Origin of the sequence: Butyrivibrio sp. FCS006, assembly GCF_000424525.1 — a bacterium.
Lineage (GTDB): Bacteria > Bacillota > Clostridia > Lachnospirales > Lachnospiraceae > Butyrivibrio.
In genome coordinates, this window is record NZ_KE384204.1 from 472,380 (window position 1) to 487,541 (window position 15,162).

Here is a 15,162-nt window from a genome sequence, read left to right on the forward strand (position 1 = left end):
AGGTGGATTTTAGGGTGACATATAATGTTGTGAACAAGATTCGATCAGGAAAATATTCTTATGTATGCCAGTTGATGATTATAGGATTAATTGGCTTTATTTTTTTACTATACAGAAGCCGTTATGGAGTGGATTTATCAGATGACGTATGGTATACTGCTGATCCTTACTGGGTTGCAAAGGGTTCAATTCCTTATGTGAATAATTGGTCCCAGGCTAGCGGATTTACACTGCCGTTATATATTCTATACTATTTCTTTTTGAGATTTCATAGTGGCAACGAAGGCATTATTTTGTTTTCTAGGGTTTTATACAGTATTTGGAAACCAGCTATAACTGTACTATCATTTGGGTTATTTAAGAAGTCGGGGCTTAAAATTCATAGTTTATTGGCGTTACCCATAATTGTTTTTGAAGCGTTAGAATTATTTGCCATAAATTATAATACTATTGGGATTACATATTCATTGCTTGCTTTCTCGATACTTTCACTCTCATTCAATGGAGATGACGAGGCATCAAGAAAAAGACAATATATCTATGGATTGATTTGTGGACTTGTAATGGGAAGATGCGTTATAGGCACTCCTGCAACTGTAGTAGTGTGTGGGGTTATTGCAGCTGTTTTATTATTTCAGAAAGACTTTAAGACTTTTTGGGGATTCATTATTGGTGGAGTTATAGCGACCGTATTGGTTATACTGTTTTGCTGTATAAAAGGAGGTATCAATAATTTTTTATTAGGATTAAAGTATTTTTTTAGGGATCAAAGTTACTATGATGTGATAGATACGCGGGGGGTAAATCCGGTAGAAAATACGATTTTATTGTTGAAATACTTGTGGCCTGCTGTTATTGCAGTGGGAGGTGTGGCAGCAATAAGTATTTTTCTTAAGCAACAGAAACTATTAGCTAATAGAATAATCATGTGGATTTCATGCGGTGCTTTCATTTGCTCGTTGGGGTTCTTGATAAAGTACTCTGGAACTGGTTTGAGTATGATTAGAACTACGAAATACGGATGGTATATTGTCCTGTTATTGAGGTTTCTTGACTACTCAGATGTAAAGATAAAAAGAAATATTCAATTTATTTCTTATTATGTTATCAGTATGCTACTTATACATATTCTTCAAGGATATACCACTGCGTACGGCTTTATGGGAGGAGGACGTTCCTGGTGGAATTTCAATTCTTTTCTTCTTGGTGGATGTTGTATATATCTGTGTTTCTTGGATGTATATAGGACGGATGACTTCAAGAGAAATTCTTGTTATTGGGGAATAGTCATAAGTGCCTTCTTTGTATCAATTATGATGATGCGAGGAGCTAACATGTATGCATTTAGAGATATGTCCGTACCGCAATTAACATGTAAAGTTAATTCGGGAGTATGGAAAGGATGTTATACTACTGAACAAAGAGCTAAGATGATAGTCGAGTTGGAACGAGAATTGAGGGCAAGAACAGACGAAAGTGATCAAGTTCTCGGATGGGGAGATTGGGCATGCTTTGTTCATTTGCTATCTGATGGAGAACTATGTTCTCCAGGACCATTGGGAATCGGGGCAAAGAGTGGATTTGATTATTGGCATATGTATCAGGTTGTACCTGATAAAATATTTGTTAATATAGATGAGACTGATAGTCGCCAATTGATGACTGATTCGCATCCTGAATGGATTTTTATCTCTAACTTTTATGAGAAAAAGGACGAGGTATTGTTTTCGTTGTATGATAGTACAGGAGATCCTGAGAAATATAGAATGATTGAATATGATATTCGTGATCATGAGGGCGCATTATCATATGTTGATAAAATTGCTACAGAAGTGGATGGTTTCTAAAAATGATTATTATTTATGCGATAGCTACTTCAGCATGCCTTTCCAAGTTGTTTAATGGAAAAATGGAGAAAATTATTCCGGGAATGTTATCGGTAATGCTAGTTATTGAATATGGAATGAGACGTCTGAGACTGTTTGAATACTATGATCTTTTCAAAATATTGGCAGCAATCATTTCTATTGCTGTTTTGATTATTGCTAGAAGGGATATAAGATTGGTTATTGGCGAGCTTATATCTTCTCCTGCGGTAGTCACCTGGATTGTTGCGAGTGTTAGCTTGCGATTCTATTATTTTTATAATGCCGAATGCGTGAGGCTATTTGATAAAAATATAATAATTATGGGATTGATGTTAATAATGATGGGGGCAACTAGATGGGGAAAATATAAGAGTTTGATTATTGGCGCTATTGTAGCCATCGCGATTTATTTGACTGCTATAGAGAATGAGTTTATCAGTGATAATCGTTTTGTGTTGGCAGGGCTAGTAATATCGTGCTTCTTATTCTCTATATATAAGTATTTTACTTGTAAGGATATTGCTTACTTGTTTGTTGCATGTTTACATTTTGGGGCAGTTTTTACTACGGGAAGGATGAGCATTCTTTTACTTGCGGCATTACTGATAGCTGCACTTTCCGTTTATCTGATTGATATTATGGATAACAAGATTCTGATGAGATATAGTGCCAAAGGGCTTGTATTATCAATAGTTCTTTGCTTTGGAATGGTAATTACAGCAATAAGCAGTAATCTCATGATAGGTGACGATATTTTTAGGAAAGATGTGTTGTTTACCTATTTGGATTCTGTCTTTACAATTCGCAGATACTCTTTTGATCTGGTTATCCATATTCCGGTAAGTTATTTTTTGATTTTGAGCATTTTGGCCTTTGTGATAGTTGGTATTTATTCGAATAAGAAACAAACGAATATGTTTTTAGTAATGAATGTAGGAATAATCGCTTATGTTATAGCATTAGGAGTGCTATATGTAGGAATAATGGCATATCACAATTTCCAAAATGGAGAGTATTTGACTGGATTTGAACAATATATCCAGATGCCGGTGGTTATGGTACTTTTATTTTGGGGATGTTATATTAATGGCTTTTTTGAAGAAGGAATGAACTCATAATGATGATAATTGGAGTTTTGTTTTTGGCAGCAGCTTGTGCTGTTCTGCTACGTGAAAAAATTGAGAATTTTATAGGTGCATCAATCATTGCTACTACCATAATGGCTTATATATTTGCAAGGATGGGGATTATTCAAGCAGGAGTTTGGGTTTCTCATTTTGTTTCTCTTTTGGCATTTGGATTTGTTGCTTACATGATTGTCTCTCAAAAGGGGAATGTGACTGCATATATACTTACACCCGGACTTTTAGCTTTTGCAGTTATTTCTTTTGGGCTATTTATTTTTAATTTAAATGTAGATGCTGCAGAGAGTCCTGACTCATTATATTGGGTGTCAATTGTGAAGGGAATATATTATTACGATGATTTTTGGAAGGGATATAGTATTCACACTCATCCACAGTTTGTGGCAATTTGGGGATATCTATCCATGAAAACTTGGCCAGAATGGTCGGATATGGTTTTAGTGGCTACGAACAATATATTAAAGGTAAGCTTATTTTTTCCGTTGTTTTCATGCATTAGTTGTTCAAATGAGGATGATGAAAAAAAGGATTTCCTTATTAGTAACATCCTAGTGGCAATCATCATTGCTATCTTTCCGTTTATTTCTGGTAGTGATGAGTATTCTATTTATTCTACTGACCTTATAATGGGAATTCTGTTTGGAATGGGGATAGTCCTTTTCATAAGGGCTGTTTCAGAGCAGAGGAAATCCTTTTTCTATATAGCATTATTGTACTTGAGTGCAGCTACTGTAATGAAAAGAATAGCAATAGTAATATTAGCTATGGTTATGTTGTGGCTTTTCTACATCTTGATTGAAAAAAAATTAAAAGAGCTTATTGCTTTATATGTTATTGTTCCGTTTTTAGTATATTATGTGGGGGCTGGTTCTATTAAGTATGCACTTACTCTGTTGGGGTCGTTGCTGGCAGCAGGAATACTGAGATTTCTAGTGGTAAAAAAATCAATAAAAATGAATGCGGTTGTAATTGCAATCTCAGTATGTATAAGTGTAGGTGTGGGGTGGGTAGCCTTGACAAAATCATCTGAAAAATATACTGAATTCGATCAGCTATCAATTGCTAAGCTGTTTATCAAAACGCTATTTTCTGCCAATGATGATTATTTTTATGTGGGCGAGATGATTCGATTGTCTACCATGGCATTTATTCTGCTTATGATTGGACTCTTTGGGGGATTGTTTTTTTTGAAAAGGGAGTCTTTCAACCAATACGAGATAACAGCTTTTGGAGGAATATTGGCTACAACGGCATTATATTTGATAATGATGTGTTATTTATATATGACGCAAATTGGCAGAGCCAGTGGAGCTTTATTTAGGGAATCTTTGCTTGGATTATCTCGCTATATGAAGATAATACCAATGATCATTGGGTGCTATTTCCTTTATCTGATTATTAGCAAGTGTAAAGACTATCGGAGTACTTTGATATTGTTACTATGCATAATGTTGTTTTGCAATCTGAAGAATCTTTCTGACTTTATTTTTATAAATGAAAATAAAACTGTTTTCTCAGAGCTGGAATTGGCAGGAGTAGAGCTTTCTGAGGAGGATAATGTAGCATATATCGATATGGGGATAAGGGATTATTTCAGGTCATTCACGCTCTATTGTTTCCCCTATAAAGTAACAAATGTTGATGAACTGTCGTACACGTATAGAGAAGCTAATAATGCAGCATATGTAACTCAGAATCAGCTAAGAGAAATAATAAAGGACTGCAATTATATGTATATCAATAATGCGAATGAGGAATTTACTTTACGCTATGCTGAAATGTTTGCTGATCCAGATGATATTCATGTAGATAAAGCAGTCTATATTGTTGATGAGAAAACAGGTCTATATAAACTGATTAATCATAACTAAAGGAAATGGTTGAGAAATAAATGGAAATGATTAAACTAAAAATTCTGGCTAGGAATTTATATTGGGACCTGGTCGAGCATAGGATGTATGATGCAAAGAGGTTGTTTCCCGAAGAGATTAGTAGTGACACTTCTTACCATATTTTTAGAGATGAATATAATGGGATGTTTTCATATGTGGAAATGTGCCTTAGGTACATTCATTATGCTATTAGAAACAATTATTATCCCATTATTGACATGACAGGATGTACAAGTCCGTTCGTGAAAAAGGGGGAGGAAGATACTATCAATTGGTGGGAATTGTATTTTAAACAACCCTTTTTACGGGAGATGCCTGCATCTTTTTTCTCGGAAAATAAAAAATGTGAATACGAAGACTCAGTTAGTTTCCCATACGGAAGAGAAGCAGTTTTGCTAAAAAAAAGCAGATGGTTTTGGGGAAACATGTATGAAAGGTATTTTCACTTAAACGAAGAGTCTTCCAGATACGTTGAAAATGAACGAAATAAACTATTGGGTTCAAAGAAAGTATCAGTGTTGGGGGTAAAAATTCGAGGTACTGATTATAAGATTGCTACAGGACATCCATTACAGCCTCCGGTCGATCGAGTTATTAGGGAAGTAAAAAAGATTCAGAACAGATATGACAAAATATATTTGGCTACAGAAGAGTATGCTAATGTAAGGCTGTTTAAAGAAATATTTAAAGACAAAATTATTGTTAATGAGGATAATACATATTTTGATGTGGATGATGACAGCAAGTTGAGCAATACTATGTTTGAAAAGAATGGCTCCGAATACCAAGCGGGATTAGAGTATTTAAGCTCTATAATGATCCTGGCTGGTTGTGATGGTCTGGTTGGAGGAGTTAATGGTGGGACAATCGCTGCGACATATATTAACAATGGAAAATATGCGGATTTAAAACTTTTATATTATGGGATAAATAAGTGAAATTATGGACAAACAAACTACTAGACAGTCGACTTTTGAGTTGATTCGTATAATAAGCGTGTTAGGAATAACTGGTCTTCACATATATGGTCAGATAAAGAATCAGCTATCGATGCCTAATGTATATGTGGAAATATTGTATTGTGACATATTTGCTATGGCAGTGCCTATGTTTCTGCTGATATCCGGATGGTTTTCCGTGACCTTAAGTACAAGGAAATTGGCAAGTCTTCATCTAATGGTCCTCACCTATTCAATTTTGGATTTTGTAATCCGATATTTGATGGGAGATTCTGTAGGCATAAAGGATGCTGTGAGAGCGGTTTTTCCTATATTATCTTATAGATTCTGGTATTTTAGCTGTTATTTTCTTTTGCTTATTTTTTCTCCGGTTGTGAATTATATTGTAGACAATCTACCAAAGAAACTATATGTCGGGACTATACTGGTATGGATTATTGTTGTTAACACAGTTTCTGCTTTTCCGACATTTGGATTTGTTGATGATTATTTGTGGAAGGTATTATTTTATTATTTCTCGGGAAGATTCCTCAGGATATATGGGTTGCATTTTTTTAAGAATAAAAAGACATATCTGATAACTGGTATACTTTTGGTATTGGCTACATATGCAGCGAATATGCTACTTACACTGATTTTAGGAAAAGCTATTACTTGGTTTGCATCAGACGTTTTTAGTATCAAGGAAATAAGTGCTATTTTCATTTTTTACTATTGTTGTAATACTTCGTTTACATGCAAACCTTTGAACAAGATTGCTACATTTGTTCCAGCAGTATACCTAGGAGAGTCTTTGATTAGGTTTGTCATTGAAAAGCATTTCAGGTATGATTTATTTTATAATTCATCATTGATGATATTTGTGGTATTTGGAATAGCTATTGTTACATTTGCGGTTGTGGTAGTTGTTGAAAGTGTTAGAAGATTTGTCTCTACTCCGTTGGAAAAGATTTATGTAAAGCTGCTAGAAAAATTGAAAATAGAAAACTGTTTGAAAAAAATAATCGATAAAGTATGATGATATCAACGAAAAAGGAAGTTACAATTGAAGAACTGGTTTACCTGGCGTACTTTGCTGTTATGCTGGGAGCTAAAGCGATTGGTTTATACGAGGGGCAGTTTTGGTACAATGTCTGTCTCCTTATTGGTGGCGCCCTTTTTGCGGTAAAGATCCTTATTACAAAGCATTCTCCTGCAGAGTATCTGTTGATGATTTTACTTATGGCCTTGGGAACTGTTATTTATTTACAGTCCGGTGAGAAGTCACTTTTGATCTTTCTGACTATGATGTTTGGCGTGAAAAATGTTTCTCTGGATAAGGTGTTTAAGACCGGATGCGTTATTTGGCTGACTTCTTTTGTTTCAATGTATGTGTTGGCAGTAATCGGAGTTATCCCGGAAAGGGCTTTTGTATTGGAGAGATACGGATGGCCTCCAATTTTAAGGCATAGTTTGGGATATCCTCATCCTAATACGCTTCACGTTACATATTTTATTCTTTGCCTTCTCTTGCTCTATTCCTTACGGACATTATCCAGAAAATACCTGATAGCAATTTCGGTAGTTTTGATGCTTGGAAATTGCTACGTGTTCTTATACTCATTAAGCAGAAATGGTTTTTTGATAAGCACACTATTCATTTTTCTTAATCTGTATTTTGCACTGAGGGAAAAACGTAGCAGGCTCGAAGATACGCTGATAAGATTGATATTTCCAATTAGTGCTCTGGTTCTTATTATTTTCCCATTGATCGTGAAGGGAAATACATTTGAAATTCTAAACAGAATTTTTGCAGGAAGATTTGTCTTTACTAGACATTTCCTTACTTATGAACCTCTTAAATTGTTTGGGATAAGGGAAATACCTGTTCCGCAGTCACATTATGTCATTGACTCTTCATATATTTACTTGATATTCAGACTGGGACTGGTGGCATTTGTTTTGTATTTTATTGTGATGCTCTGGTTCGTAAATGATCTTATAAAGAATGATATGAGGGCTGAAATGGCAGTGGTTTTGGCACTTACTGTTGGTGGTATAAACGAGACTTATCTGTTTAATCAGTCCTTTAAGAATTTTATATTCTTGTTTCTTGGGCTTTTCATGTATGGGAAGATGGCGGCTATTAAAGCAAAAAAGCCAGTTGTTATTTTTGAGGAGATCTTAGGCTTTGGCATCGGTAAAAGAATGGTAGCAATTCCTGCAAGAGATAATAAAAGTAACAGGAAAGTACCGGTTAACATCTGGGCTTTTTCAGCAATTTTACTTATCTTTGTTGGATTGATCACAAGCATTCTTTATATGTCTGTGACTACTACGCCTAAAGATATATATCTGCCTGAGGAAGAAATACTTCCGGGGAAAGCGGAAGAGTTATATCTGACGGAGGAAGATATAGCGGAACTTAAACATGAAGGCAATATAATACGAGGGTACGTGGATGAGAATACCCCTATGTACCGCGTGTATCGGAAGGGAACCGTTAAGGTTGAGTATTTCAGATACATTATAAGCTATGGCCTTTGGGCAGGAAGCGTTGTTTCGATAGGCTTTTTGCTTATCTGGACAGCCAGAAGCAAGGTGAGATTTCTTTTAAGGAATCGTCAGATAGGCAGTGATTATAAGGAAAATGTCCTTATTGTCCACAATTATTATAGGATCCCGGGGGGAGAAGATGTTGTTGTGGCCAATGAGAAGGAGCTTCTGGAGAAGAATGGACATAAGGTCATCCTGTATTCCAGAAACAATTCAGAGGCTGGGGATCACGGCTTTCTTCAGAAAGTTGGCCTTGCATTTGTATCCATATTTAATTTGAGAACCTATAGGGAAGTATGTAGCATCATTGAGCGTGAGAGAATAGATGTTATCCAGGTACATAATACTGTTGCATTGATTAGTCCTGCTGTATATCTTGCAGGCATCAATCATGGTATACCTGTTATTCAGACAATTCATAATTTTAGGCTTGTATGTCCAAATGGTGTCTGCTATATAAGAGATCATGTCTGTGAGAGATGCCTGGAACATGGACTTAAGGCTTCACTTCTTTACAACTGTTATCGTGACAGCAAACTTCAGACCTTTGTCTGTGCTCTCACAATGAAAATTCAGCGCCTGCTACAGACCTACAGGGCAATCTATTATATTTGCCTTACTGATTTTAACAGGCAAAAGCTACTGGCTCTGAAACAGATCAAAGAGGATAATATATTCATTAAGCCTAATTTCACAACTATAGAAGACAAGGGCTTAAGTGCTGTTGACAGAAAGAGGCAGATAGTTTATGCCGGAAGAATAGAGAAGATAAAGGGTGTGGACATTCTTCTTCAGGCCTGGATGAAGCTTGGAGATAAGGCTCCCAAACTTATTATTTGTGGTTCGGGAGAGCTTGAGGGATGGTGTAAGGAATACATATCCAATAATGAGATTGAGAATGTGGAGATGCTTGGACAGATATCTAACAGTGAGGTTAAGAAACTGATCGGCGAATCCATGGCAATGATCTACCCTACTCAGTGGTACGAAGGTTTTCCTATGGCTGTGGCTGAAGCCTATGTTATGGGTACACCAATCATAGCTTCGGATATAGGAAACGTGGGAAACCTTGTGGATGAGGGTATCAGTGGACTTAAGTTTAAGAGCAATTCTGTAGTGTCTTTGGCAAAAGCTGTGGAGAAATTTGCTGAGTCTCCAATAGTTCTTCCGGAAGAGTATATGACTAAGTACACTGCAGAAAAAAATTATGTTATGTTGAAGGGGATTTATGAAACTGTTCGGAGGAGAACTTACGAATAAAAAGAGAGACTTTTCGCTGGACCTGCTAAGAGCTCTTTCCTGCATTATGGTAATGGGAGTTCACATAGGACAGCGGTTTAGTATTCCCGGAGCTTTGGGGAGATTTTTTGAGAAAGGATCTACCGGAGTAAGCTTTTTCTTTATTCTTAGTGGCTACCTGGCCTTTGTTTCCATGGATAGAATATATGAAAAGGATGGGATTTCCTTCAAGGGAACTTTGAAGTTTTGGGTGAGGAGATCCCTTCACGTTCTGCCATTATATTATCTTTTGATGCTGTTTTATTTTATATTCTACCTTGCTATTAAGGGCATTCCTGGCGATGAAACAGGGCTTTACTGGATCAGGTATATCTTTATGATAAACCTCTGGGTTCCTGCGGAGGATGTTTTCTGGACTAACCTTGGTGCAGTATGGAGTATCAGCGCTTTCATGCTTTTTTATCTGCTGGCTCCGCTTTTTTATGCGCTGATCAGAAAATATTGGGTTGCATGGATTGGAGTCCTTGGTTTTTATGGAGTCTTTAAGTTAACAGATTCTGTGGGGACAGGAAGGATTCCTGTAAGATATATGTTCTATTTCCTGATTGGCATTCTTGTTTACCTGGCGATAAAAGAGGAGAAAGAACTGGGATTGGCGGCAATCCTTAGCTTTGTAATCCTTTTCTGTTTCCTGGCCGGAGGCGGAACGGCTCTTATCACGCCGTTTCTGGCAGCACTGTATATCATTGCCTGCAAGGGCAAGACACTTAGCGTTCGCAAGGATAGCATCATGGTTACGCTGGTTACTTTCATCAGTACCATTTCATACTCCATCTATCTGGTACACGCCGGAGTACTGGCTGTTCTTGATCGTGTTGGTATAACCAGTGCATTTACTTATATTCCGATTTTTGCAGTGCTGACATTGATCTTATCTTATATCACTTATAATCTTGTAGAAGTTAAGTTCGCCAGATGGTTAGAAGGCGGGATTTTTGACCGATTGGGCCTGTGATGGTAGAATTGGTTCGAGAAAGCAAGTGATTTCATAGGAGAATAGGTATTATGTGGGAAATATTTGATGATTCCGGCAAGACTCTTGCCATAGTGATAAAACATGATTACGATAAGCCCGGTATTACCTTTTGTACACCGGACGACTTCTCCCAGCAGCTGGCATATATGCATCATCCTGTCGGACATGTGATATTGCCTCATGTTCACAACGAGGTAAAGCGTGAAGTCCTTTTTACCAAGGAAGTCCTCGTCCTTAAGAAGGGAAGGCTTCGTTGTGACTTTTACACAGATGCTCATGAGTACATCAAGTCCATTGAACTTGTGGGAGGAGATGTGATACTTCTTGCCTCCGGAGGACATGGTTTTGTGTGCCTTGAAGAGACTGAAATGTATGAGATCAAGCAGGGACCATACGCTGGAGAGATGGACAAGACAAGATTTGAGGCTGTAAGTGATGACAGTCTGAGGATAGTTGATGAAGGAAGCGCTAATGAGTGATAAAGTTTACAGAGTTTGTGAGCCATTTTTAAATGGGAATGAAACAAAATATGTTATGGATGCAGTTTCTACCGGATGGATATCCAGTAGTGGTGCTTATGTGAATAAATTTGAGGAAGCATTTTCAAGCTATTGCGGAGTGAAACACGGCATTGCTGTTTGCAATGGTACCGTTGCGCTTCACCTTGCCATGGCAGCACTGGGAATTGGGAAGGGAGATGAAGTTATAATTCCTTCCTTTACTATGATCGCGACAGCTTTTGCTGTTTGTTATACAGGGGCTGTTCCGGTTTTTGTGGATGCGGACAAGGATACATGGAATATAGACGTTAAGAAGATAGAGGAAAAGATAACCTCTAAGACAAAAGCCATCATTCCTGTTCATGTGTTTGGAAATCCCTGTGATATGAGCGCCATTTGTGATATTGCCAAGAGGCACAATCTGTTTATTGTGGAAGATGCAGCAGAGGCCCATGGTGCAACCTATAAGGGCAGAAAGGTCGGTAGTTTTTCTGATATTGCATGCTTTAGTTTCTTCGCCAATAAGAACGTCACCACCGGCGAAGGTGGAATGTGCGTAACTGACGATGATAGGTATGACAAACTCTGCAGATACTATAAGAATGTCTGCTTCAATCCTGATGGACCAAGGGATTATATGCATCAGGATATCGGCTTTAACTATCGTATGAGCAATATTCATGCAGCTATCGGCTTTGCTCAGACCGAAAAAGCTGACGAATACAAGAAGATGAGAATGGGAAATCATGCTCTTTATAAGAAGTATCTATCAGATGTTCCGGGAGTTCTTTTCCAGAAGGACGAACAGGATTCTGAGAACGTGGGTTGGATGAATACCATAGTTATTGATCCGGACAAGTACGGAAGAACCAGGGATGAGCTGATCGCGCATTTGAAGGATAACAATATTGATACAAGGCTGTTGTTCAAGAGTATGCATATACAGCCATCTCTTATCAAGTATGGCTGTGACTGTAGCGGGGGGTATCCTGTTACAGAGTGGCTGTCTGAGAATGGATTCTATCTGCCAAGTGCTTCTGATCTGACTGAGGAAGATATTGCGCATATTTGTAGTGTGATCAAGGATTTTGCAAGATGAGAGTAGGAGTATACTTCGACGATGTGACACCTGAAAAGGGTGGGGCTTCCAGCATACTCAGGACCATTGAAGATGAACTGAAAAAGCTTAAGGAAAAGTATGATATCCTGATATGTTTCAATGGAGGCATGAAATTTCCATATAAGAGTGTTCGCGAAGGGATGACTTATATCAACGTCGATCGGATGAGATATAAGAGTATCCCTAAGATGTTTTTTAAGAATACTGTAAATGGCATCAGGAATATGGGACTGAGGCTCTTTTATCATGCCCCCAGACATTTCAGGGAATCTTACATGGACTATCTGGCAGAGACAGAGGATATTGATATCTTTTGGTTTACCTATCCTGCCAATGTAGATCTCACAACTCCGTTTATCTACACTATCTGGGATATCGGACACAGAGTAATGCCTGCTTTCCCCGAGACCACAAAGCCAATGTACAGATGGAATGGTCATGAGGAGCAGTGCGAAAGGATGCTTGCTAAAGCGACCTTTATTCTAACAGGTAATGAGACCGGAAAGGGTGAGATTCTCGCAAATTATTCCGTTATGGAGAATAAGATCAGGATTGTGCCATTCCCGATCACCTTTTTCTGCTATGGAGAAGAGGAAAGGCCGAAATTCGAACTTCCGGGAAAATACTTCTTCTATCCGGCACAGTTCTGGCCTCATAAGAATCATATCTGTATTGTTAAGGCAGTTTCATATCTCAGGAAAGAGAAGAATATCGATGCCCACGTGATTCTGACAGGGTCTGATAAGGGCAATAAGTCATATATTCAGAAGATGGTCAAAGAGCTCGGCGTGGAGGACCTTATCCATTTCGCTGGCTTTGTTTCCTATGAGGAGATGAAGTTTATCTACACTCACGCTGCCGGAACTATCTTTGCGTCTCTCATGGGGCCCAACAATATACCTCCTATCGAGGCGGTTTATTTGGATTGCCCACTTATGATCACTGATATTCCGGGACATGTGGAACAGATGGGCGATGGGATAATGTACTTTAATGGATATAAACCCAATGAACTGGCGGCTCACATGGAGAAACTGTTAACAGATGCATCTGCAAGAGATGAAGCATTGAGAAGGCAGTTGATCAAAAAGAAGGAATTTGAAAGTTACGACTATGCAAGCGGCATTATCAGCATGCTTGAAGAGTTTGAACTTATGAGGAATACATGGAAACAGTAAGCAAAGAACAAAAAACTGACAGATTGCTGGCTTTGGTATTCATAGTCTTTACTGTGGCCAGCATTTTCTGTCGCCTTTTCTATGGCTGGGATCAGGATGAATCCTACAATATCCTGCTGGCTCAGAGGATAGCTGATGGAAAGATCATATTTAAGGATATGTGGGATCTTCATCAGACCGCAGCTATTTTTCCTTCAGTGTTTTGCAGGGCATATGTGGGAATATTTCATACTACAGATGGTATAGCCGTGTTCCTTCGCGGAATGTCTGTGATTCTGCAGATCATAGTGGCTGTATACACCTTTTTTGTGGTACGTCGATTTTATGGAGATAAGTGTGCTTTTTGTGCCGGCGTGGTAGTTGCCAACCTTCTTCCAAGGGCAACTCAGGAAACGGAATACTCTACTGTAGCTGTATGGGGATGTCTTATTTGTTCGCTTCTTTTCTTTGAGATGAAGAGGCGGGGAGTGAATTATGGAAAGATTATAATTGCAGCAATTTTTTATGCTGCTGCAGTTTATTCATATCCAACCCTGATCATCACGGTCCCTTTTGTGGCACTGGCTTTGATCTTAGTGATTTCTGATAAGAGGGCTGAAGGCTTTAAGATTGCCCTTGTCTTCTTCGGGGTATGTCTGGTATGTGCCGGTATTTTGTTTGCATACCTCTTTTCGCACATGACAGTGGAAGAATTTCTCAAGATAGTTGGGGAGTTGGGAAAGAACGATGACCATTTGGTTTATTTCAAGGGACTTTGGCCGGTATATGCCTATAAGTCTGTAATAAGAATAGTTGCTATGATCGCAATCTCGGCCATGGTGAAGTTTGCGATGAAGTGGATGTTCAAAGTAGATACACAGATCATAAATGTTTTCTTTATCATGACGACGTTATTCGTGGTATTGGTGAACATAATCGGAATAAGACCAAGTGGACCATTTGGGCTTCTGGAGCGTTATATAGGAGCAGTTATTCTTGCTGCATTTTCAGGGATAGAAAAGGAAGACCGGGATTTTACTCTTATCCTTGGAGGAATGGGGATATTTGTTTTCCTGGGGGTTATCATGGGATCCAATCTGGGAATGAACGAAAACGCAATGTTCCTGGAACTATGCATGATCTGCATGGTGGTGCTATGTGTTAAGAAGCTGGAGGGGCTTAAGGCTAAGGAACTGTTTATTGGCAGAACTGCCATTGTTGTTTTTATCCTTGGAATAGCTTTTTCTACAGGCTATTTTGTGAGGATTGACAGTACAAAACCTGCAAATATATTCCAGTGCACAGCTGTTATGGAGAAGGGGCCTATGAAGGGCATTGGAGTATTTCCTGAGCAGAAGGAAAGGTATGATGCTCTCGCAGCGTCTGCGGCTTCCATTACAGAGTCAGGTAGGCTCTACACTCTTCTTACAAACGATGCCATAACTTATTATTTTGTAAATGGTGATTACATTTCTGCCCAGTATGCAGCTACAGCTCAGTACTACAATGAACAGTGGGTGGATTTCTATACTAAATTTGATCGCAAATTGCCGGATGAGATGTTGGTGAATAAGTATAATTATCCTGAGCTGTCGGAATTGGAAAAAACAGTATTTGGCAAGTGGGTCATGACTGAGTATGTTTTGGACTCACAAAAATCAGATGATAGTTTCTGGGTATTTGGCCTAAGCAATTGATAGGGCAAGAGGAT

The 15,162-nt window shown here is 38.2% G+C and carries 11 protein-coding genes; all 11 read left to right on the top strand.

Features of this window, described 5'->3' with window-relative positions; all coding sequences use genetic code 11:
* Positions 1-74 precede the first annotated feature (74 nt).
* The 11 genes from G633_RS0113410 to G633_RS0113460 are packed head-to-tail and all read left to right on the top strand — an operon-like array spanning position 75 to position 15,148.
* On the top strand, positions 75-1,847 hold the full coding sequence (locus G633_RS0113410; protein WP_026520218.1) for a hypothetical protein: 1,773 nt from the start codon (positions 75-77) through the stop codon (positions 1,845-1,847).
* Positions 1,848-1,849: 2 nt separating this feature from the next.
* Positions 1,850-2,986, top strand: a complete 1,137-nt coding sequence (locus G633_RS0113415) for a hypothetical protein (protein ID WP_026520219.1) — start codon at positions 1,850-1,852, stop codon at positions 2,984-2,986.
* A complete protein-coding gene (locus G633_RS0113420; protein ID WP_026520220.1) occupies positions 2,986-4,884 on the top strand; it encodes a hypothetical protein in 1,899 nt (632 codons plus the stop codon). The genes G633_RS0113415 and G633_RS0113420 overlap by 1 nt, the downstream gene beginning before the upstream one ends.
* Before the next feature lie 20 nt (positions 4,885-4,904).
* Entirely contained in the window at positions 4,905-5,843 is a 939-nt protein-coding gene (locus G633_RS0113425; protein ID WP_026520221.1) for a hypothetical protein, read from the top strand.
* A 4-nt stretch (positions 5,844-5,847) separates the two neighbouring features.
* Entirely contained in the window at positions 5,848-6,882 is a 1,035-nt protein-coding gene (locus tag G633_RS0113430; protein WP_026520222.1) for an acyltransferase family protein, read from the top strand.
* A complete protein-coding gene (locus G633_RS19460; RefSeq protein ID WP_051200223.1) occupies positions 6,879-9,659 on the top strand; it encodes a glycosyltransferase family 4 protein in 2,781 nt (926 codons plus the stop codon). Before G633_RS0113430 ends, G633_RS19460 begins: the two co-directional genes overlap by 4 nt.
* The gene (locus tag G633_RS0113440) at positions 9,628-10,653 is read left to right on the top strand and encodes an acyltransferase family protein (RefSeq protein WP_026520223.1); all 1,026 of its coding nucleotides are present in this window, start codon (positions 9,628-9,630) and stop codon (positions 10,651-10,653) included. Before G633_RS19460 ends, G633_RS0113440 begins: the two co-directional genes overlap by 32 nt.
* A 50-nt stretch (positions 10,654-10,703) precedes the next feature.
* Positions 10,704-11,153, top strand: a complete 450-nt coding sequence (locus tag G633_RS0113445) for a hypothetical protein (RefSeq protein WP_035771416.1) — start codon at positions 10,704-10,706, stop codon at positions 11,151-11,153.
* Positions 11,146-12,273, top strand: a complete 1,128-nt coding sequence (locus G633_RS0113450) for a DegT/DnrJ/EryC1/StrS family aminotransferase (protein ID WP_026520225.1) — start codon at positions 11,146-11,148, stop codon at positions 12,271-12,273. The genes G633_RS0113445 and G633_RS0113450 overlap by 8 nt, the downstream gene beginning before the upstream one ends.
* Positions 12,270-13,472 (top strand): glycosyltransferase family 4 protein, encoded by a 1,203-nt coding sequence (locus G633_RS0113455; protein ID WP_026520226.1) that lies wholly within the window; start codon positions 12,270-12,272, stop codon positions 13,470-13,472. The genes G633_RS0113450 and G633_RS0113455 overlap by 4 nt, the downstream gene beginning before the upstream one ends.
* Positions 13,460-15,148, top strand: a complete 1,689-nt coding sequence (locus G633_RS0113460) for a hypothetical protein (protein WP_026520227.1) — start codon at positions 13,460-13,462, stop codon at positions 15,146-15,148. Before G633_RS0113455 ends, G633_RS0113460 begins: the two co-directional genes overlap by 13 nt.
* Positions 15,149-15,162 lie beyond the last annotated feature (14 nt).

Excerpts from the sequence above, each read along its gene's own strand:
- G633_RS0113440 (WP_026520223.1), top strand. The coding sequence starts at position 9,628 with ATGAAACTGTTCGGAGGAGAACTTACGAATAAAAAGAGAGACTTTTCG.
- G633_RS0113430 (WP_026520222.1), top strand. The coding sequence starts at position 5,848 with ATGGACAAACAAACTACTAGACAGTCGACTTTTGAGTTGATTCGTATA.
- G633_RS0113455 (WP_026520226.1), top strand. The coding sequence starts at position 12,270 with ATGAGAGTAGGAGTATACTTCGACGATGTGACACCTGAAAAGGGTGGG.
- G633_RS0113410 (WP_026520218.1), top strand. The coding sequence starts at position 75 with ATGATTATAGGATTAATTGGCTTTATTTTTTTACTATACAGAAGCCGT.
- G633_RS0113445 (WP_035771416.1), top strand. The coding sequence starts at position 10,704 with ATGTGGGAAATATTTGATGATTCCGGCAAGACTCTTGCCATAGTGATA.
- G633_RS19460 (WP_051200223.1), top strand. The coding sequence starts at position 6,879 with ATGATGATATCAACGAAAAAGGAAGTTACAATTGAAGAACTGGTTTAC.
- G633_RS0113460 (WP_026520227.1), top strand. The coding sequence starts at position 13,460 with ATGGAAACAGTAAGCAAAGAACAAAAAACTGACAGATTGCTGGCTTTG.
- G633_RS0113420 (WP_026520220.1), top strand. The coding sequence starts at position 2,986 with ATGATGATAATTGGAGTTTTGTTTTTGGCAGCAGCTTGTGCTGTTCTG.
- G633_RS0113415 (WP_026520219.1), top strand. The coding sequence starts at position 1,850 with ATGATTATTATTTATGCGATAGCTACTTCAGCATGCCTTTCCAAGTTG.
- G633_RS0113450 (WP_026520225.1), top strand. The coding sequence starts at position 11,146 with ATGAGTGATAAAGTTTACAGAGTTTGTGAGCCATTTTTAAATGGGAAT.
- G633_RS0113425 (WP_026520221.1), top strand. The coding sequence starts at position 4,905 with ATGGAAATGATTAAACTAAAAATTCTGGCTAGGAATTTATATTGGGAC.